Source organism: Mesorhizobium japonicum MAFF 303099, from assembly GCF_000009625.1.
Classification (GTDB): Bacteria; Pseudomonadota; Alphaproteobacteria; order Rhizobiales; family Rhizobiaceae; genus Mesorhizobium; species Mesorhizobium japonicum.
Window position 1 is genome coordinate 2,299,985 of the sequence record NC_002678.2, and the last position, 17,967, is coordinate 2,317,951.

General features: G+C 65.0%; 11 protein-coding genes and 1 pseudogene. 4 read left to right on the forward strand and 8 right to left on the reverse strand.

What is annotated here, in order from left to right; genetic code table 11:
* The first annotated feature begins 31 nt into the window (after positions 1-31).
* The 4 genes from nirD to MAFF_RS12315 all read left to right on the forward strand — a co-directional run bounded on the left by nirD (position 32) and on the right by MAFF_RS12315 (position 5,464).
* On the forward strand, positions 32-361 hold the full coding sequence (nirD, locus tag MAFF_RS12300) for a nitrite reductase small subunit NirD (protein ID WP_010911235.1): 330 nt from the start codon (positions 32-34) through the stop codon (positions 359-361).
* Positions 362-363: 2 nt separating this feature from the next.
* Positions 364-3,306: a nitrate reductase gene (locus MAFF_RS12305; RefSeq protein ID WP_044548290.1), complete on the forward strand. Its 2,943-nt coding sequence runs from the start codon at positions 364-366 to the stop codon at positions 3,304-3,306.
* Positions 3,307-3,545: 239 nt separating this feature from the next.
* Positions 3,546-4,400 (forward strand): hypothetical protein, encoded by an 855-nt coding sequence (locus MAFF_RS12310; protein WP_244420781.1) that lies wholly within the window; start codon positions 3,546-3,548, stop codon positions 4,398-4,400.
* A gap of 197 nt (positions 4,401-4,597) precedes the next feature.
* Positions 4,598-5,464 carry a hypothetical protein gene (locus MAFF_RS12315; protein WP_010911238.1) on the forward strand — a complete coding sequence of 289 codons (867 nt, stop codon included), beginning with the start codon at positions 4,598-4,600 and terminating at the stop codon, positions 5,462-5,464.
* 120 nt (positions 5,465-5,584) lie between these two features.
* On the opposite strand, the gene MAFF_RS12320 is transcribed toward MAFF_RS12315, so the two are convergent.
* From MAFF_RS12320 to MAFF_RS12355, 8 genes and pseudogenes are all read right to left on the reverse strand, one after another.
* The gene (locus MAFF_RS12320; RefSeq protein ID WP_010911239.1) at positions 5,585-7,099 is read right to left on the reverse strand and encodes an L-piperidine-6-carboxylate dehydrogenase; all 1,515 of its coding nucleotides are present in this window, start codon (positions 7,097-7,099) and stop codon (positions 5,585-5,587) included.
* Between the two features lie 187 nt (positions 7,100-7,286).
* Entirely contained in the window at positions 7,287-8,561 is a 1,275-nt protein-coding gene (locus MAFF_RS12325; RefSeq protein ID WP_010911240.1) for an RNA polymerase sigma factor, read from the reverse strand.
* Positions 8,558-8,932, reverse strand: a complete 375-nt coding sequence (locus MAFF_RS12330) for a YciI family protein (protein WP_010911241.1) — start codon at positions 8,930-8,932, stop codon at positions 8,558-8,560. The genes MAFF_RS12325 and MAFF_RS12330 overlap by 4 nt, the downstream gene beginning before the upstream one ends.
* A 99-nt stretch (positions 8,933-9,031) precedes the next feature.
* A pseudogene (locus MAFF_RS12335) lies at positions 9,032-10,110 on the reverse strand (DNA topoisomerase IB).
* A 105-nt stretch (positions 10,111-10,215) separates the two neighbouring features.
* On the reverse strand, positions 10,216-11,154 hold the full coding sequence (locus MAFF_RS12340) for a glycosyltransferase family A protein (RefSeq protein WP_044548292.1): 939 nt from the start codon (positions 11,152-11,154) through the stop codon (positions 10,216-10,218).
* Positions 11,155-11,301: 147 nt separating this feature from the next.
* Positions 11,302-12,186, reverse strand: a complete 885-nt coding sequence (locus tag MAFF_RS12345) for a transglutaminase family protein (RefSeq protein ID WP_010911245.1) — start codon at positions 12,184-12,186, stop codon at positions 11,302-11,304.
* Between the two features lie 3 nt (positions 12,187-12,189).
* Positions 12,190-14,601: a circularly permuted type 2 ATP-grasp protein gene (locus MAFF_RS12350; protein ID WP_010911246.1), complete on the reverse strand. Its 2,412-nt coding sequence runs from the start codon at positions 14,599-14,601 to the stop codon at positions 12,190-12,192.
* 6 nt (positions 14,602-14,607) lie between these two features.
* Entirely contained in the window at positions 14,608-17,967 is a 3,360-nt protein-coding gene (locus tag MAFF_RS12355) for a DUF2126 domain-containing protein (RefSeq protein ID WP_010911247.1), read from the reverse strand.

A 17,967-nucleotide genomic window follows, 5' to 3' on the forward strand; every position in this document is an offset into this window, starting at 1 on the left:
AGGCGCAATCCTATCAAGCAAAGGCAGCCCAATGAACTGGATCGCCATCGGCACCCTCTCCGACATCCCGCGCCGTGGTGCGCGCTGTGTCGCCACCCCGCAAGGCAAGGTCGCCGTCTTCCGCACCCAGGACGATCATGTCTATGCGATCGATGACCATTGCCCTCATAAGGGCGGGCCGCTGAGCCAGGGCATCGTCCATGGCGCGGCGGTGACCTGCCCTCTGCACAATTGGGTGATCTCGCTGGAGACAGGCAAGGCGCTCGGCGCCGACGAGGGCGCGGTGCGCACCATCCCAGTCAAGGTCGAGGGCGAGCGCCTGTTCCTGGCGCTGGAAGCGCTGGCCAGTCGCGCCGCCTGAACATGGAGATCGACGCAGCACGCGAGGTGAGGACCACCTGCCCCTATTGCGGGGTGGGCTGCGGCGTGCTGGCGAAGGTCGCCGCGGACGGGCAAGTGTCCGTCCGCGGCGACCCCGATCATCTCGCGAATTTCGGCCGGCTGTGCTCCAAGGGCTCGGCACTGGCCGAGACCATCGGCCTCGACGGCAGGCTGCTCCATCCCGAAATCCACGGCCGCCGGACAGGCTGGAACGAGGCGCTCGACATCGTCGCCTCGACCTTCTCCCAGACCATTGCCGAGCACGGGTCGGATGCGGTCGCCTTCTATGTCTCGGGCCAGTTGTTGACCGAGGATTATTACCTCGCCAACAAGCTGATGAAGGGTTTTGTCGGCTCGGCCAACATCGACACCAATTCGCGGCTCTGCATGGCCTCGTCCGTCGCCGGCCACCGCCGCGCCTTCGGCTCCGACACGGTGCCGGGAACCTACGAGGATCTGGAACGCGCCGATCTCATCGTGCTGGTCGGATCCAACGTCGCCTGGTGCCACCCCGTGCTCTACCAGCGCATCGCCGCCGCGCGGGAAAAGCGGCCGGAGATGAAGATCGTGCTGGTCGATCCGCGCCGCACCATGACATCTGATATCGCCGACATGCATCTGGCGATCGCGCCCGATGGCGACGTCGCCCTGTTCACCGGCCTGCTTGCCTGGCTCGGCCAGCACAATGCGCTCGACCGCGCCTATATCACGGCGCACACAACCGGCTTCGGGCAAGCTCTTTTCGCCGCATCGGCGCTTGACCTTGCCGGGGTTGCCGCTGCCACAGGCCTCAGCGAAGACGAGCTCGGCGGTTTCTACAGCCTGTTCGCCGCGACCGCGAAGACGGTCACCGTCTACAGCCAGGGCGTGAACCAGTCGTCGTCCGGCACCGACAAGGTCAACGCCATCATCAACTGCCATCTCGCCACCGGCCGCATAGGCAAACCGGGAGCCGGCCCGTTCTCGGTGACCGGCCAGCCCAACGCCATGGGCGGCCGCGAGGTCGGTGGCATGGCCAACATGCTCGCCGCCCATATGGAGATCGAAAATCCCGAACACCGCGACCGCGTCCAGCGCTTCTGGAATGCGCCCGGCATCGCGCAAAAGCCCGGGCTGAAGGCCGTCGAGATGTTTCAAGGCGTGGCCGACGGGCGCATCAAGGCGCTGTGGGTCATGGCCACCAACCCGGTCGATTCGATGCCGGACGCGGACGCCGTCGAAGCAGCAATCAAGGCTTGCCCGTTCGTCGTGGTTTCGGATGTGCTGGCCAGCACCGACACTGTCCGTCACGCCCATGTCCGGCTGCCCGCCGCCGCCTGGGGCGAAAAGGACGGCACCGTCACCAACTCCGAGCGCCGCATCTCGCGCCAGCGGTCGTTTCTGTCGGCGCCCGGCGAGGCGAGGCCCGACTGGTGGATCATCGCGGAGGTGGCGCGGCGGATGGGTTTTGGCGAGGCGTTCGCGCACGAGACGCCGGCGGAGATCTTTGGCGAGCACGCCGCGCTGTCGGGGTTCGAGAATGATGGTGGGCGGGACTTCGATATTGGGGCTTATGCCGGAATTGATAGTGTAAGCTACGCATCGCTTGAGCCATTCCAATGGCCAGCGCCGAGCCAAGGCACCCCCCTCTGGCCTGCCGGCCATATCCCCCGCAAGGGGGGAGATCAGCCCTCATTGCTGCCTTCCCCAATCGTCAACGTTTCGGAAAGGGTGGCAGGTCCGAAACTGCCAATCTCCCCCCTTGAGGGGGGTGAGGAGTGGTCCGCGCAGCGGACGGAAAGCCAATTGCTTGGCTTTCCGAACGACGAACGCCCGGAGCGACAGCGAAGGGCTGGCACCGGTAGGACAGAGGGGGGCGATCAAGCTCGACATTTGCAACAAGCGAACGGCACGACCGAACGCGATCCCACCCGTTTCTTCGCCAACGGCCATTTCTACACAGCCGACCGCAAAGCCCGCTTCATCGCCATCCGTCCCACCACGGAAACCCGCACCACCCCCGACTTCCCGCTCATCCTCAACACCGGCCGCATCCGCGACCATTGGCACACGATGACGCGCACCGGCAAAAGCCCGCGCCTGTCCCAGCACATCGCCGAGCCCTTTGTCGAAATCCATCCCCTGGACGCACAGCACCACGGCATCGGCGACGCCGACATCGTGCGTATCTCCAGCCCGCGCGGCGACGTACTGGTCCGCGCCCTGATCACGCCACGCCAGCGCCAAGGCAGCGTCTTCGCGCCGATGCACTGGACCGATCAGTTCGCGGCAAAAGGCCGGCTCGACGCATTGACCGCACCGCTCATCGATCCGGTCTCAGGCCAGCCGGCGCTGAAACATGTCGCGGCCCGCATCGAGAAATTTGCCGCAAAGGCCTTTGCGTTCGCCGTGATGCGCCGCCGTCCCGAGGCGATTGCCGCTGACTACTGGGCGGTTGCCAGGTGCCGGGGCGGATGGCGGGTTGAACTTGCCTTTGCCAACGACGACGCCGACTGGACAGCCTTCGCCGGCTCGCTCTTCGAGGCCCCCTCGACCGAAATGCTCGCCTATCACGACCGCGACGCCGGCCAGCACCGCATCGCCGCCTTCGACGGTGAGCACCTCACGGGTGCTTTGTTCGTCGCCCGGGGCCCGGTCGCGGTATCGCGCGGCTGGGCGGCCGAACAGCTCGAAGAGGTCCAGGCCAGCCAGCGCGAGCGCTTCAGGATCGTCGCCGGTCGTGCCGGTGCCGAACGGCCGGACGCGGGCGCCACCGTCTGCTCCTGTTTCAGCGTCGGAGCCAACCAGATCGTGGCGGCAGTGGCAGCCGGCTGCACAACCGTCGAAGCCATCGGCGGCGCGCTGAAGGCCGGCACCAATTGCGGCTCCTGCCGGTCGGAGATCCGCGCCCTCATCCAGGCGAGCCGCGTTCAAGCGGCCGAGTGAGCAGCAACCCTTGCGGTCCGCGAGGCCGCGCCAAACCTGTCGAATGGCTGAGGCGGGCCGCTCATGATCGTTCGGCGCCCCAGACAGATTTCGGGGCGCCGGTTTTTCCAGTCGCCCCGGCACACTGGCGCAAGCAAGGCGCAATTGGTACGTCTGGACACAGGTATTGAAGGCTGGAAAAAGGGAACGCAAATTCGCTATGCGAGTTGATTCACGAGATCAGGAGATCCGCGCTGAAATTGGAAGACATAGCGGCCCATCCGGCCTTGCACCGCTACGTTCAGGAACAGTCGCAGTCCCTGATCCGCATCTATGAGGAAACCCCGCGACTGGCTTCCATCTTTGCCACGCAGCAACGCTGGCTGATGGCTCATGTCGGCCTTGCCATGCACTTCCGGCGCGATCCGAACGACCGCCGCAAGGAGCTGACCGTATCGCGTTTCATCGAGGTCGTGCACAAGAACGCCGTGGCCAGCCGCAACACCGCGGATGCTTTCATCAAGGAGATGCTGCACTACAACATCGCCGAGTATGTGGCGGGCGGGGACGGCCGCACGCATCCCCTGCAACCGACGGCGGCCACCATCGAGAGATTCACCGGCTGGGTGACCGCCCATCTGCGCACGCTTGACCATATCGATGGCGGCGACCGGCTGGGCAGATATCTGGACCGGCCCGACATGCTTGCCACGTTGCAGCCGCTGATCGCTGACGGCCTGCTGGCCTCGAAGCCGGTGCGCGAACCCCACCAGACTTTTTCCCTGTTCATCTGGCTCAACAATGGCGGCATCGTCATGGACTGGCTGATGTCGGGCATCGATCCGGACCATGCCGGCCTGGAGCGGATTCCGACCAGCGTGGTTTCGATCGGCGATTTCGCCAAATGGCTCAAGCTGTCGCGGACCCATCTCGGCCGCAAACTACGTACCGCCGAGGAACTCGGCAGCATTGGCTGGCTCGGCCAACGCGGCCATTCGGTGATGTGGGTGTCGCACGGATTCTACGAGGAATACATGACGGTGCAGGCCGCCAAGCTGGCTGTCGTCGACAACGCCTTCAAAGCTTGTTTTCCGCCATCGCAAGGCGATGACTGAGCAGCGCCCCGCGCAAATTAGATCGGACAAGAAGAGATACCGGTTTTTGCGCTTCCGCGCAGCGATGAAGCTGTGTCCATGATTGCGCCCACTGCACGCATTCACCCCCGATTGATGGACAGCATCTGGACACGAGCCGCGAAGGCTGAAAATGTACTTTTGCGTCGCGACAAGGGGGCTTATCGCAGCGGGGGAGAATGACGCTAACGTCGGAAGAGATTGCCGATCATCCGGCATTGCATCGCTGTGTCCGCGCCCAAGCGCAAGCGATGAACCAGATCTATGAGACGAACCCGCGGCTTTCCTCGGTGTTCGCCACCCAGCAGCGCTGGCTGATGGCCCATATCGGCCTTGCCCTGCATTTCCGGCGGGAGCCCGGCGACTATCGCAAGGAGCTGACGACGGCGCGCTTCATCGATGTGATCCGTCAGAATTCCGTGGCCAGCCGCAACACCGCCGACGCCTTCATCAAGGAGATGCTGCACTACGGTTTCATCGAGTATTTGCCCGCGACGCAGGACGGCCGGATCCGCCCCCTGCAGCCGGCGCCGGCCTCGCTGGGACCGGTCATAGGCTGGCTGATGGCGCATCTGCACACGCTGGACAGTCTCGACGGTGCGAACCGGCTGGCCCTGTTCCTGGCGCGACCGGACGCACTGGCTATGGTGCAGCCACGGATTGCCGACGGCTTGCTCTCGTCCAACCCGGTGCGGGAGCCAAAGCGGACCTTCTCCCTGTTCACCTGGCTCAACAATGGCGGCGTCGTCATGGACTGGCTGTTCTCAGGCGTCGATCCCGACCACACCGGCCTCGATCGGATCCCGACCGGCATTGTCTCGATCGGCGATTTCGCCGAGTGGCTGAAACTGTCGCGAACGCACCTTGCACGCAAGCTGCGCGCCGCCGAGGACCTCGGCAGCGTCGGCTGGCTCGGCCAACGAGGTCATTCGGTGATGTGGGTGTCGCGCGATTTCTGTCAGGAATACATGAGCGCCCAGGCGGTGAAGCTGGCTATCATCGATGCCGCCTTCACCGAAGCCTTTGGTGCGACGGCCGGCCGCTGACCGGTGCGGCATCCGAAGGGCCGATGCTGGACAAGCGTCAGAAGCTGTCCAACATTACAGCGACGTGTAGGCCCGTGTCGATTGATGTTCGCCGAGCATCACCGACGCTGACCGGCGTCCTCAGTCAATGTCGAACGACACGCCCTGGGCAAGCGGCAGCGCCTTGGAATAGTTCACCGTGTTGGTGGCACGCCGCATATAGGCCTTCCACGCATCGGAGCCGCTCTCGCGGCCGCCGCCGGTCTCCTTTTCGCCGCCGAAAGCACCGCCGATCTCGGCGCCCGACGTGCCGATATTGACGTTGGCGATGCCGCAGTCCGAACCGTCGACACCGAGGAAACGCTCGGATTCCTGCAAGTCGCGGGTGAAAATCGACGACGACAGGCCCGCACCCACCGCATTGTGCTCGTCGAGCACGGCGTCGAAGTCGGAATATTTCATCACATAGAGGATCGGCGCGAAGGTCTCTTCGGTCACCGGCGACACCTGCTTCGGCATCTCGACCAGCGCCGGATGCACATAATAGGCATCCGGGTGGCCATTCTCGACGCGTGCGCCGCCGGCCACCTTGCCGCCATGGGCGGCGGCTTCCGTCAGCGCCTTCTGCATGGCGTCAAAGGCGGCCTTGTCGATCAGCGGCCCGACCAGCGAAGAGGTCTCCAGCGGATTGCCGACCGAGACGCTCTGATAGGCCTTCTTCAGACGCGGCACCAAGGCATCGTAGACGCTCTCATGCACGAACAGGCGCCGCAGGGTCGTGCAGCGCTGGCCAGCCGTGCCCATGGCGCCGAAAGCGATGGCGCGCAGTGCCATGTCGAGATCGGCGGTCGGACAGACGATGCCGGCATTGTTGCCGCCGAGCTCCAGCACGGCGCGCGCAAAGCGCTTGGCCAGGCGCGGGCCGACGTCGCGGCCCATGCGGGTCGAGCCGGTGGCCGAAACCAGCGGCACCTTGGGATGGTCGACCAGGATCTCGCCGACGGCGCGGTCGCCGATCAGTACTGGCGCCAGCCCCTGCGGCGCGTCAGCGCCGAAACGCTTGACGGCGCGCTTGAAGATCGCCTCGCAGGCAAGCGCCGTCAGTGGCGTCTTTTCCGACGGCTTCCACACCACCGCGTCACCGCAGACCAGCGCCAGTGCCGCATTCCACGACCATACCGCGACCGGGAAGTTGAAGGCGGAAATGACGCCGACCACGCCGAGCGGATGCCAGGTTTCCATCATGCGATGGCCCGGACGCTCGGTGGCGATGGTCAGGCCATACAATTGCCGGGACAGACCGACGGCGAAATCGCAGATGTCGATCATCTCCTGCACTTCGCCGAGCCCCTCGGACGGGATCTTGCCGACCTCGATCGACACCAGCCGGCCAAGCTCGGCCTTGTGCGCACGCAATTCCTCGCCGAGCAGCCGCACCAGTTCGCCGCGCTTCGGGCCGGGCACCAGCCGCCAGGACTGGAACGCCTTGTGCGCGGCATCGATGGTCTTGGCCGCATCGGCCGGCGAGATGGTCTTCAGCGCCGCGATCTGTTCGCCCGTCACCGGACTGCGCACGATCAGGTCGCCGCCGACAAGTGCGTCCTTGGCCACACCCAGTTTCGCCAAAAGCTCGGCCGTTTCCTTCGCAATGGTCATTTTTATCCCTTTCAGATCCCGTCGTCATCCTATGGCGTCGGGTCGAAGCCTCGCGCCATTCGCCCGCGTGCCGAAAAGGCACTTCAGGCACAGTCATGGCGTGGCCTTACTCGTTTCAAGGGAAAATCGCCACCCCAGCATGGTCTAAGCCCGAGCGACACGATTGAGCCAGATGGGCAAACGCGGCTCAGTTGGCCTTTTTCGCCGGCACGCGCACGGCGCCGTCTTTCATCAAACGGTCGATATGCATGCGGATATGGGCCGCTTCCACCGCCGTGTTGGCCAGCGCGATGGCGCGGTCGAAGGCGACCCGCGCCTCCTCACCCCGGTCGAGCTGCATCAGCAGCCCGCCCTTGAGGCCGAAGAAGTGGAAATAGCCGGAAAGCCTTTCTTCCAGCGGCTCGATCATGGCAAGCGCCGCCTCCGGGCCGCGTATCTTGGAGACCGCCACCGCGCGGTTGAGCGTGATGACGGGCGACGGCTGCATCTGTTCGAGCAGCCCGTAGAGGAGGTCGATCTCCACCCAGTCGGTGTCCTCGGCCTTCTCTGCCCGGGCATGCAAAGCAGCGATTGCCGCCTGCACCTGGTAGGGACCGGGCTTGCGATGGCGCAACGCCTTGTCGACAAGCGCCAGCCCCTCGTCGATCATCTTGCGGCTCCACAGGCCGCGATCCTGGTCCTCGAGCAGCACGATCTCGCCGTCTTCGTCGAAACGGGCCGGGGCGCGCGCATGCTGCAGCAAAAGCAGCGCCGTCAGCCCCATGATCTCCGGCTCGGTCTGGAACAGCCGCAGCAACAGCCGGGCGAGCCGGATCGCTTCCTCGCACAGCGGCGCGCGGGCCGGCGCCTCGCCGCTGTTGGTCGAATAGCCTTCGTTGAAGATCAGGTAGACCATCGCCGCCACCGCGGCGAGCCGCTCGGAGCGTTCGACCGCGCCCGGCGTCTCGAACGGCACGCCGGCGTCGGCGATGCGCGCCTTGGCGCGGGTGATGCGCTGCTCCATGGCGCTTTCGCCGACCAGGAAGGCGCGCGCGATCTGCTTGACGCTGAGACCGGAGACGATGCGCAGCGCGACCGCGATCTGCTGCGTTGCCGGAAGGTCCGGATGGCAGCAGATGAAGAGCAGCCGCAATATGTCGTCGCGATAATGCGCGCCGTCCAGCCGCTCGGCGATGTCGCTCTCGGCATCCTCCAGATCGGAGATCTGGTCCTCTTCCGGCATCGGCGCCTGCTTGGCGCGCTTGCGCACCGCGTCGATGCCGCTGTTGCGGCCGACGAAGATCAGCCAGGCCGCCGGGTCGCGCGGCGGCCCGTTCTGCGGCCAGTTCTTCAAGGCCCTGAGACAGGCATCCTGGAAAGCTTCCTCCGCCGTATCGAGATCGCGGAAATAGCGCAGCAGCGCTCCCATTGCCTGCGGGCGGGCGGCGCTGATCGCGGAGCTGATCCAGGCAAGTTCGGTCATACGGCAACCCCGGTGGGATTGAACACCGAGACCGGCCGGATCTCATAGGATCCGCCGCTCGGGTTAACTTCGGACAGCTCACGGGCGAATTCGACGGCCTCGTCGAGATCGGCGCATTCGAGCGTGTAGAAACCGAGGAACTGCTCCTTTGTCTCGGCGAAGGGCCCGTCGATGACGACCGCTTCGCCTTTCACTTTCCTCAGCGTCGTCGCCGCCGTCGTCGGCAAAAGCCGCGCCACCGGGCCAAGCCGGCCGGCTTTGGCGTATTTGTCCTGAACGTTGATGAGATTGGCCATGACTTCGTCGTCCTGCGCCTTGCTCCAGGAGCTGACGACGTCTTCGGAGGCATAGCAGAGGATGGCGTAGAGCATGGTCGGTCCTTTTCTGTATCAAAGGACGAAACAGTATGACCGATGCCGACACGACGTCGATAAAAAAATCCAGATGAAGCGACCGTCAATTGCCGCCAGTCACCGTTGATGCGTCTTCAACCATCTCAGCACCAGCGCTTCCTCGTCATCGAGACCCTCGATGGGCCGCTTGCGCTTGTTGGCTTCCGCCATTTCTGCCAGCAGCCGTCCCTGCAACCAGGCCTCGAAAACCTGCGGATGAATATAGCATTTGCGGCAGACGGCGCGGGTATTGCCCAGCCGCTCGGCCACCGTGTCGATGACGCTGTTCATCACCCGCTTTTGCTGGGCCTGGGCTTCGGGCAGCTCCGTCTGTGCAAACAGCGACGCGGCATGGATGGTGCCGCCCCAGCTGCGAAAATGCTTGGAGCTGAACGCATCGCCGGCGGCGTCCCTGATGTAGCGGAGCGGATCGGGCGTCTGCTGCCGTCCTCGTCGAGATACTGGAACAGTTTCTGGCCCGGCAGGTCCTGCGCACCCCGCACGATGCCGGCGATACGGCGATCGACCAGCCTCAGTTTCCATTCCTTGCCGGACTTGCCCTTGAAGGCGAAGCGTAGGCTCGATCCCTTGATATCGACATGGCGGTCGCGCAACGTTGTCAGGCCGAAGCTCTGGTTGTCGCGTGCATAGGCGGCATTGCCGACGCGGATCATCGTGTTGTCGAGCAGCCAGACGACCGCGGCGACGACGCGCTCGAACGGCAGGCCGTGGCGGCGCAAATCGCTGTCTATCGTGCGCCTCAAGCTGGCCAAGCTTTCGGCGAAGGCAACGAGGCTCGAATATTTGGCACCGTCGCGTTCTTTGGCCCATTGCGGATGATAGCGATACTGCTTGCGCCCCCGCTGATCCCTGCCGGTCGCCTGGATGTGCCCGTTGGCATCGAGCGAGATCCAGACATCCGTCCAGGCCGGCGGGATGACGATCGCCTCGATACGCGCCCTGGCGGCATCCGAGACTGCTTTCCCGTCCGGTCCCTTGTAGGAAAATCCCTTGCCTGTCTTCAGACGGCGGATACCGGGCTCCGCATCGCTGACATAGGTCAGTGCGGCGTGCTCGGCCGCGCTTTGCGCCCCGTTCTTCGGCGCGGCGTCACCGTCGGTTGACCGGCCTGGCGGCAATCCGGATCTCTGCAGCATGTAAGCTCCACGCAAATATGCGTAGATAAGCTGCTGACCGACAGCTGGTTCCACGCCCGCGCAAAAGTCGGCTGGCCGCGGTAAGCGAGTGGCGGAACCTTATGACTACAAGACGCTTTGCAGTTCTATCTTCGGAGCCGACAGCCGCCGTCGCACCGCGAGCTTGAGCCTGTAGCGCAGGCAGCGCCAGGCTTCCGACCGCCGCTTTGGCGCGGCGGCGGCCACTGCCAGGAAGCGCGCGGCGATGTCCAGGTCGCCGCGCGCATAGTGAACGCGGGCGATCTTGAGGGCGAGAAGCCCCTCCCTGGTCTTAAGCGCCGAGACCGGGATGCTGCAATCGGTGAGCGTGCGCAATTCCCGGCGCCATTCCAGGAAGCGCCGCACCGGGTTGATTGCAAAGCGGTCGTCGGAACGGGCTGGCGAAACCTCATAGACCATGACGGGTTGCGGTGTCATGGCCAGCGAAGCTTTGCTCATCAGCCGCGCCCAGAACAGCGTGTCCTCGTCATAGGCAAGGCCCTTCGGAAACCGTGTATCGCCGATCAGTTGCCGGGATGCCAGCACGCTGCCCACGGCGACGGAGCGTATGTCGCCTTTCACATAGGCCGAAGCATTTGCCAGGCACGCAGCCTGGTAGCCGTTCGGAATCTTGATCTGGCGATCCTGGCCGTTCACCCGCCGCCGGTAGGCGCCAACGATCATACCGGCTTTCGGCTGGTTCTCCGCCTGCCGCAGCAGCGCGCGCAATCCGCCCTGAAGATGCAAATCGTCGGCGTCGATCAGATACACCCAGGGATGGAGCGCCTGCGCCAGCGCCACGTTTCGGGCACCGCCGGCGTTGCGGCATTCGGCCGGCAGCACACGCAGCGGCAAAGCCAATTGCGCCGCTGCCTGCCGTGCGACATCAGCCGTATTATCAGTCGATGCATCGTCGACAAGCAGGACCTCGCCGATGACCTCGGCCTCGCTGCCAAGCGACGCCAGCGTTGTCGCGATCGTGGCCGCCGCATTGTAGGCAGGGATGACGACGCTGACCGCTTTCAATTACAAGTCCCCGCGCCCGCGCCCATTGGCAGCACAATGGCTGTCCCTCGAAACGAAGAGAGATTAGCGGCCCCTTCGATGTTTGAGAAGTCGCTTCGTCCACCCAGAATTGCGGTGGCGGAGCGCTTCGCGCTTTTTAGCTCGCTTTCATACCTTCTCGAGCGCGACCGGAATGACGTCGACAGCCTGCTCGCCGACCTGTCCGCCGGTGGTTTTCAGCACGCCGACGATCGGCGCGACGTCGGAATAGTCGCGGCCGTAGCCGACGGTGATATGGTCGTTGCTGGCCCGCATGCCGTTGGTCGGGTCGAACTCCTGCCAGCCGGCGTCACGCCCGCACCAGACCTTGACCCAGGCATGCATGGCGTCGGCGCCTTCCAGCCGCGGCTTGCCCTTGGGTGGGATGGTGCGCAGGAAGCCGCTGACATAGCCGGCCGGAATGCCGAGCCCGCGCAAGCCCGCGATCATGATGTGCGAAAAATCCTGGCAGACGCCGCGCTTCAGCTTGAAGGCATCGCTGGCCCGGGTCCGCACCGTGGTCGCCTCGCCGTCATAGGTGAAATCGCGATGGATGCGATTGCACAGATTCATCGCCGTACCGGCGGCCGAGGTGCCGACGCTGTCATGCGCATAGGAGGTGATCGCCGCATCGATGCCGGAGTGAGCGCTTCCCGCCAGAAAATGGTGCGGCGAGGCTGACGCCAGCGACCGCACCGCGGCCAGTTCCTGCCGCAGCCGCCCGATATCGGGCGACACGTCGAGCCCAGGCTCGGGCCGCGACACCGAAACGCGGGCGCTCATCCTGATGTCGAGCGCGTCATGCGCGTCGCGAAAGGCGATCGAAGTGACGTTGTTGCCGAAAAAATCCGAGAAATCCGAACGCTCGTTCGGCGCCGGCGTGAATGACAGGGACGCCGCAATGACGCGCTGCACGCCCGATATCGTCGATGGCAGCACGCGGATCTGGTGGCGGCCGCCGCCCGCCGCCGCTGCATAATCGTAATGGAGATGAAGCCTGATGTCGTAAAGCATGGACTAGCCGAAATAGGCTTTGGCGAGACTGTTGTAGAGACCGCCGATTTCATAGGCGAGTTCGTCCAGCGCCTTTGCCGTCATGTCCGAAGGCTCCTTGATGGCTATGGCCGTGTTGAGCTGCAGGATCTCCTTCGCCGCCGGCGACATGTGCCCCTCGCCGCCGACCGACGGCAACAGGCCGATCTCGGCCTTCAGCCTTTCCAGCTGGAACAGGATCGAGCGCGGATTGAGCGGATCGAGCGCCAGAAGATCGATCACCGTGCGCCGGCCGGCCTGCACCGGATACTGCCGGCGATGGGTCATGACGCTGTCGCCGATCTCCAGCATCATGTCGAGCGCGCCATCCGGCGCCTTGGGGTCGGTCAGCCGGGACAGCGTGCGGGCGATCTGGATGCCGCGCTCCAGCCGCCGGCCGATCTCGAGGAAACGCCAGCCGGCGAAGCGGTACATGTTCTCGTGCAGCAGGCCGGAAAAGCCGGCGAGCTTGCGCAGGATGACGGTCATTGCCCGTGTCGCGTCGTCGCCCGGCGCCACCGTCTTGGCGAACTGATGGATGGTCTTCGACAGGTCCTTCAGCGCCAGCCAGCCGTCGGGCGAGAAGCGGTCGCGGATCTGTCCGGCGCTGTAGACGGCACTGTCGAGCGTGCCGATCAGCCCCAACGGGATCGCCGTCTCGACGTCGATGCCGAACGGCTCGAGATAGTCCCTGATGTCGGCCAGCAACGGCATGTCCGGGTCGGAGGTTTCGGCCAGCCGCACATGATAGGCGCGCAGGATGCGCACCGTGTCTTCCGAACGCTCGATATAGCGGCCGAGCCAGGTGAGGTTCTCCGCAGCGCGGCTGGGCAGGCTGCCCGGTCTGGTGCGGGTGAAGCTGTCGCCCTCTTGCGGCAGCAGCGTCTCGCGCTCGACGGGCCTGTCGCTGACCACCCAGACGTCAGCCGCCTGGCCGCCGCGCTGCATGGCGATCGCCGTCGGGTCGAGCGACAGGCCGACGCGGGCAAACCCGCCCGGCATCACCGTCCAGCCCTCGGGCGTGCGCGCCAGATAGACGCGCAGGCTCGCCGGCCGCGGCTCCAACCAGCCGCCGACAAAGACCGGTGTGGTCGACAGCGTCACCGCTTCCTGACCGACGAAGGCGCCGCCATCGCGTTCGATGCGCGCCACCAGCTCGGCCCGCTCCCCGGCCGACAGCGTCGAGCCGAGCGTGGTCTGGCCATCATCCTCGAAGGCAAGTCTCGTCGACAGCGCCGGGCCGACCACCATGCGATCGATATTGGCAAGCACATGGGCGCGTTCGCTCGCCTGCCCGCACCACCATGTCGCGACGCTCGGCAAGAGCAGCTCCTCGCCACGCAATTCGCGTGCGATCTTGGGCAGGAAGGCGAGCAGCGCCCGTGTTTCCATCAGCCCTGATCCCAGCGCATTGACGGTGGCAACCGCGCCCTGGCGGATCGCCTCGACCAGCCCCGGCGTGCCGATCTGCGAATCCGAGCGCAACTCGAGCGGATCGGCGAAGGCCGCGTCGAGACGTCGCCACAACACGCTGATCGGCATGAGGCCGGAAACGGTGCGCACCATCAGCCTGCCGCCGGAAACGGTCAGGTCCTCCCCTTCGAGCAGCATGATGCCCAGATAGCGGGCGATATAGGCGTGTTCATAGTAGGTTTCGTTGAGCGGCCCCGGCGTCAAAATGGCGACGCGGCCGTCGCTTTCCCTGGCCATGCCGATCAGCGCATCGCGGAAACGGCGAAAGAAGCCGGCGAGCCGATGCACATGCATCTCGCCATAGATATCGGACAGCGCGCGCGTCGTGGCGACGCGGTTCTCCAGGGCGAAGCCGGCGCCCGACGGCGCTTGCGTACGGTCGCCCAGCACCCACCACTGGCCGTCAGGCCCACGGCCGAGCTCGAAGGCACAGAAATGCAGGTAATGGCCGCCGGCCGGCGTGGTGCCCACGACAGGGCGCAAATATTCGGGGCTGGCGGCGATCAATCCAGCCGGCAGGATGCCTTTTTCGATCAGGCGGTTTGGCCCATAAATATCGGCGATGGTTTCCTCGAACAGCTCGGCGCGCTGAACGAGCCCGGCGCTGATCGCGGCCCATTCGTTGTCTTCGATGAGCAGCGGCACATGCGCCAGCGGCCATTCGCGCTCATTGGCGCCGGCCTTGTCATAGACGCGGTAATAGACGCCGGCGTCGCGCAGATACTGGTCGGCGCGAGCAAAACGCTGGCCGAGCTTCTCGGCACCGAGATCGTCGAGCGCCTCGATGAAATGCTTCCAGACCGGACGGGGATTGCCTGCGGCGTCGACCATCTCGTCGACGACGCCGTCGATCGGCTGGTAGTGCTCCAGCAGGCTATGGATCTGCGGCTTGCCGCGTATCCTCTTGTGATTCCCCTTTGCCATCGCTGATCAGAGTCTTGCCGGCCGCCTGAGGTCAAGGGTCATCGGGAAATCTTCCGCCGGTTGTTCCTCGCGCAGCACATAGGCCGATGGTGTATGGCCGCGCGGTTCGAAGCGGGCGAGCCGCCGCGCTTCCGCCTCGTTGCCGTTGACCGGGAAGGTGTCGTAGTTGCGGCCGCCGGGATGCGCGACATGGTAGACGCAGCCGCCGATCGCCCGGCCTGACCAGCGGTCATAGATGTCGAACACCAGCGGTGTGTTGACCGGCAGCGCCGGATGCAGGCCCGAAGCCGGCTGCCAGGCCTTGAAGCGCACGCCCGCCACCGCGACTTCACGGTTATCGGTCACCTTCATCGGCACGATGCGCCCGTTGCAGACGATGGCATGGCGTTCCGGGTTGAGGCCTTCGGTCTTGACCTGCAGCCGCTCGACCGAGGAATCGACGAAGCGCACGGTGCCGCCGATGGCGCCCTGCTCGCCCATGACATGCCATGGCTCCAGCGCCTGCCGCAGTTCCAGCTTGATGCCAGAATGCTGGACTTCGCCGCAGAACGGGAAACGGAATTCGAGCTGCGCGTCGAACCATTCGGGACGGAACTCGAAGCCGTTGAGCTTGAGGTCGTCGAGCACATCGAGGAAGTCCGCCCAGAGATGATGCGGCAGCATGAAACGGTCGTGCAGCGAAGTGCCCCAGCGTACGAAGCGGCCGTCGAGCGGGTTTTTCCACGCACGTGCGATAATGGCGCGAACTAGCAGTTGCTGCGCCAGGCTCATGCGCGCATTGGGCGGCATCTCGAAGCCGCGGAATTCGACCAGTCCCAGCCGCCCGGTCGGGCCATCCGGCGAAAACAGCTTGTCGATGCAGATTTCCGAGCGGTGCGTGTTGCCGGTGACGTCGGTCAGCAAATTGCGGAACAGCCGGTCGACCAGCCACGGCAGCGGTGCATTGCCTTGATCCGGATGCGGCACCTGCGCCATGGCGATTTCGAGTTCGTAAAGCGAATCGTGGCGCGCCTCGTCGAAGCGCGGCGCCTGGCTGGTCGGGCCGATGAACAGGCCGGAGAACAGATAGGACAGCGACGGATGCCGCTGCCATTGCAGCACCAGGCTCTTCAACAGATCAGGCCGGCGCAGGAACGGGCTGTCATTGGGCGTAGCGCCGCCGACCACGACATGGTTGCCGCCGCCGGTGCCGGTGTGGCGGCCATCGATCATGAACTTGTCGGCGCCAAGCCGCGTCAGCCGCGCTTCCTCATAGATTGCCGTGGTCGTCGCCACGCAATCCTGCCAGTTGGAAGCCGGATGGATGTTGACCTCGATGACGCCGGGGTCGGGCGCCACGCGGATGACGTTGAGGCGCGGATCATGCGGCGGCCCATAACCCTCGATATGCACGGGAAGACCGATGGCACGCGCCGCATTCTCGGAGGCGGCGACCAGTTCGAGATAATCCTCCAGCGCCTCAACCGGCGGCATGAACACACACAGCCGCCCATCGCGCGGCTCGACGGAGAGTGCGGTGCGCACCGCGCCGCCGATCTCGGTGATCTCCTGTTCGACCCGGTCCTGCTGGCCGGTCGCGGCGGTGAACGACGCCGCCTGCTGCCGCCGCGCCATCTCGTCGGCGCCTTCAAGCTCGGCCGGCGCCGGAGTGGGCAGGATCGCTTCACGCGCCGGCAGCGGGCCGCGCGGCAGCGACGGGTCGACCGGCACGATATAGGGGAACTGCGCCGGCGGCACATAGGGCAGCGTGCCCAGGGGCAAGCGGTAGCCGACCGGTGAATCGCCCGGTACCAGGAACAGCCGCCCACGTCGTGTCTTCCATTTTTCCGAACGCCAGCGCGGTCCTGACGCCTGGCTGTTCCAGCGCTGCACGGGCAGCACGTAGCCGGACGGCTTGGTCAGCCCGCGCTCGAACACTCTTGCCATGCGGCTGCGTTCTTCCGGGTCTTCCAGCTTGGAATTCGACGGATCGACATTTTCCGGCAGCTTGCCTTCCTTGAGCAGCCATTCGGCCGGATCCTCATAGGCTTCGCTGACCATGGCCTTGTCGATGCCGAGCTCGCCGGCAATCGCCGTGAGCAGGCTTTCGGCCTGTTTCGGGCCGACATCCGCCGAACTCTTCTCCCGCGCGATCAGCGACGGATCGCTCCACACGGGCTGGCCATCGGCACGCCAGTAGAGCGAGAAGGTCCAGCGCGGCAGGCTTTCGCCCGGATACCATTTGCCCTGGCCGTAGTGGAGGAAGCCGCCCGGCGCGAAGCGCTCGCGCAGCCTGCGGATCAGCGCATCGGCCTTTTCACGCTTGGTCGGCCCAACAGCGGCGGTGTTCCACTCGGCGGACTCGAAATCATCGATCGACACGAAGGTCGGCTCGCCGCCCATCGTCAGCCGCACGTCGCCTTCGCCAAGTGCCGCATCGACCTTGTTACCGAGCGCATCGAGCGCCTGCCAGCTTTCGTCGGAGAACGGCTTGGTGATGCGCGGATGCTCGGCGATGCGGTCGACCCGCATGTCGAAGCCGAACTCGACATTGGCAAAGCTCGCCATGCCGGAAATCGGCGCGGCATTGCGGAAATGCGGGGTTGCGGCAAGCGGCACATGGCTCTCGCCGGTGAGCAGACCAGAAGTCGGGTCGAAGCCGATCCAGCCGGCGCCTGGCAGATAGACCTCGCACCAGGCATGCAGATCGGTGAAATCGACCGATGTGCCGGCCGGACCGTCCAGCGCGACGAGATCAGGCTTCAGCTGGATCAGGTAGCCGGAGACGAAGCGCGCGGCGATGCCAAGATTGCGCAGGATCTGCACCAGCAGCCAGCTCGAATCCCGGCATGAGCCCTTGCCGGCGGAGAGCGTTTCCTCCGGCGAGAACACGCCGGTCTCCATCCGCACGATATAGGCGATCTCGCGCTGCAGCCGCGCATTCAGGTCGACGAGGAAATTGACGGTGTTTTTCGCGCTGGTGTCGATGGTTCTCAGGAAGGCCGAAAGCAGCGGCCCCGTCGGCTCAGGTGTCCGGTAGATAGCGAGATCGTCTCTGATCTCTTCCGGATATTCGAACGGAAACGTCTCGGCCGACGGCTCGACGAAGAAATCGAACGGATTGTAGACCGTCATGTCGGCGACGAGGTCGACCTCTATCTTCAATTCCGTCACCGGTTCGGGGAAGACGAAGCGGGCGAGGAAGTTGCCGTAGGGATCCTGCTGCAGATTGACGAAATGGTTCGCCGGCTCGACCTTGAGCGAATGGCTCAACACCTTTGTCCGGGAATGCGGCGCCGGCTGCAGCCTGATGATCTGAGGCCCGAGAACCACCGGCCGGTCGTATTTGTAGTGGGTCAGATGGTAGACGGCTGCCAGAATTGCCAT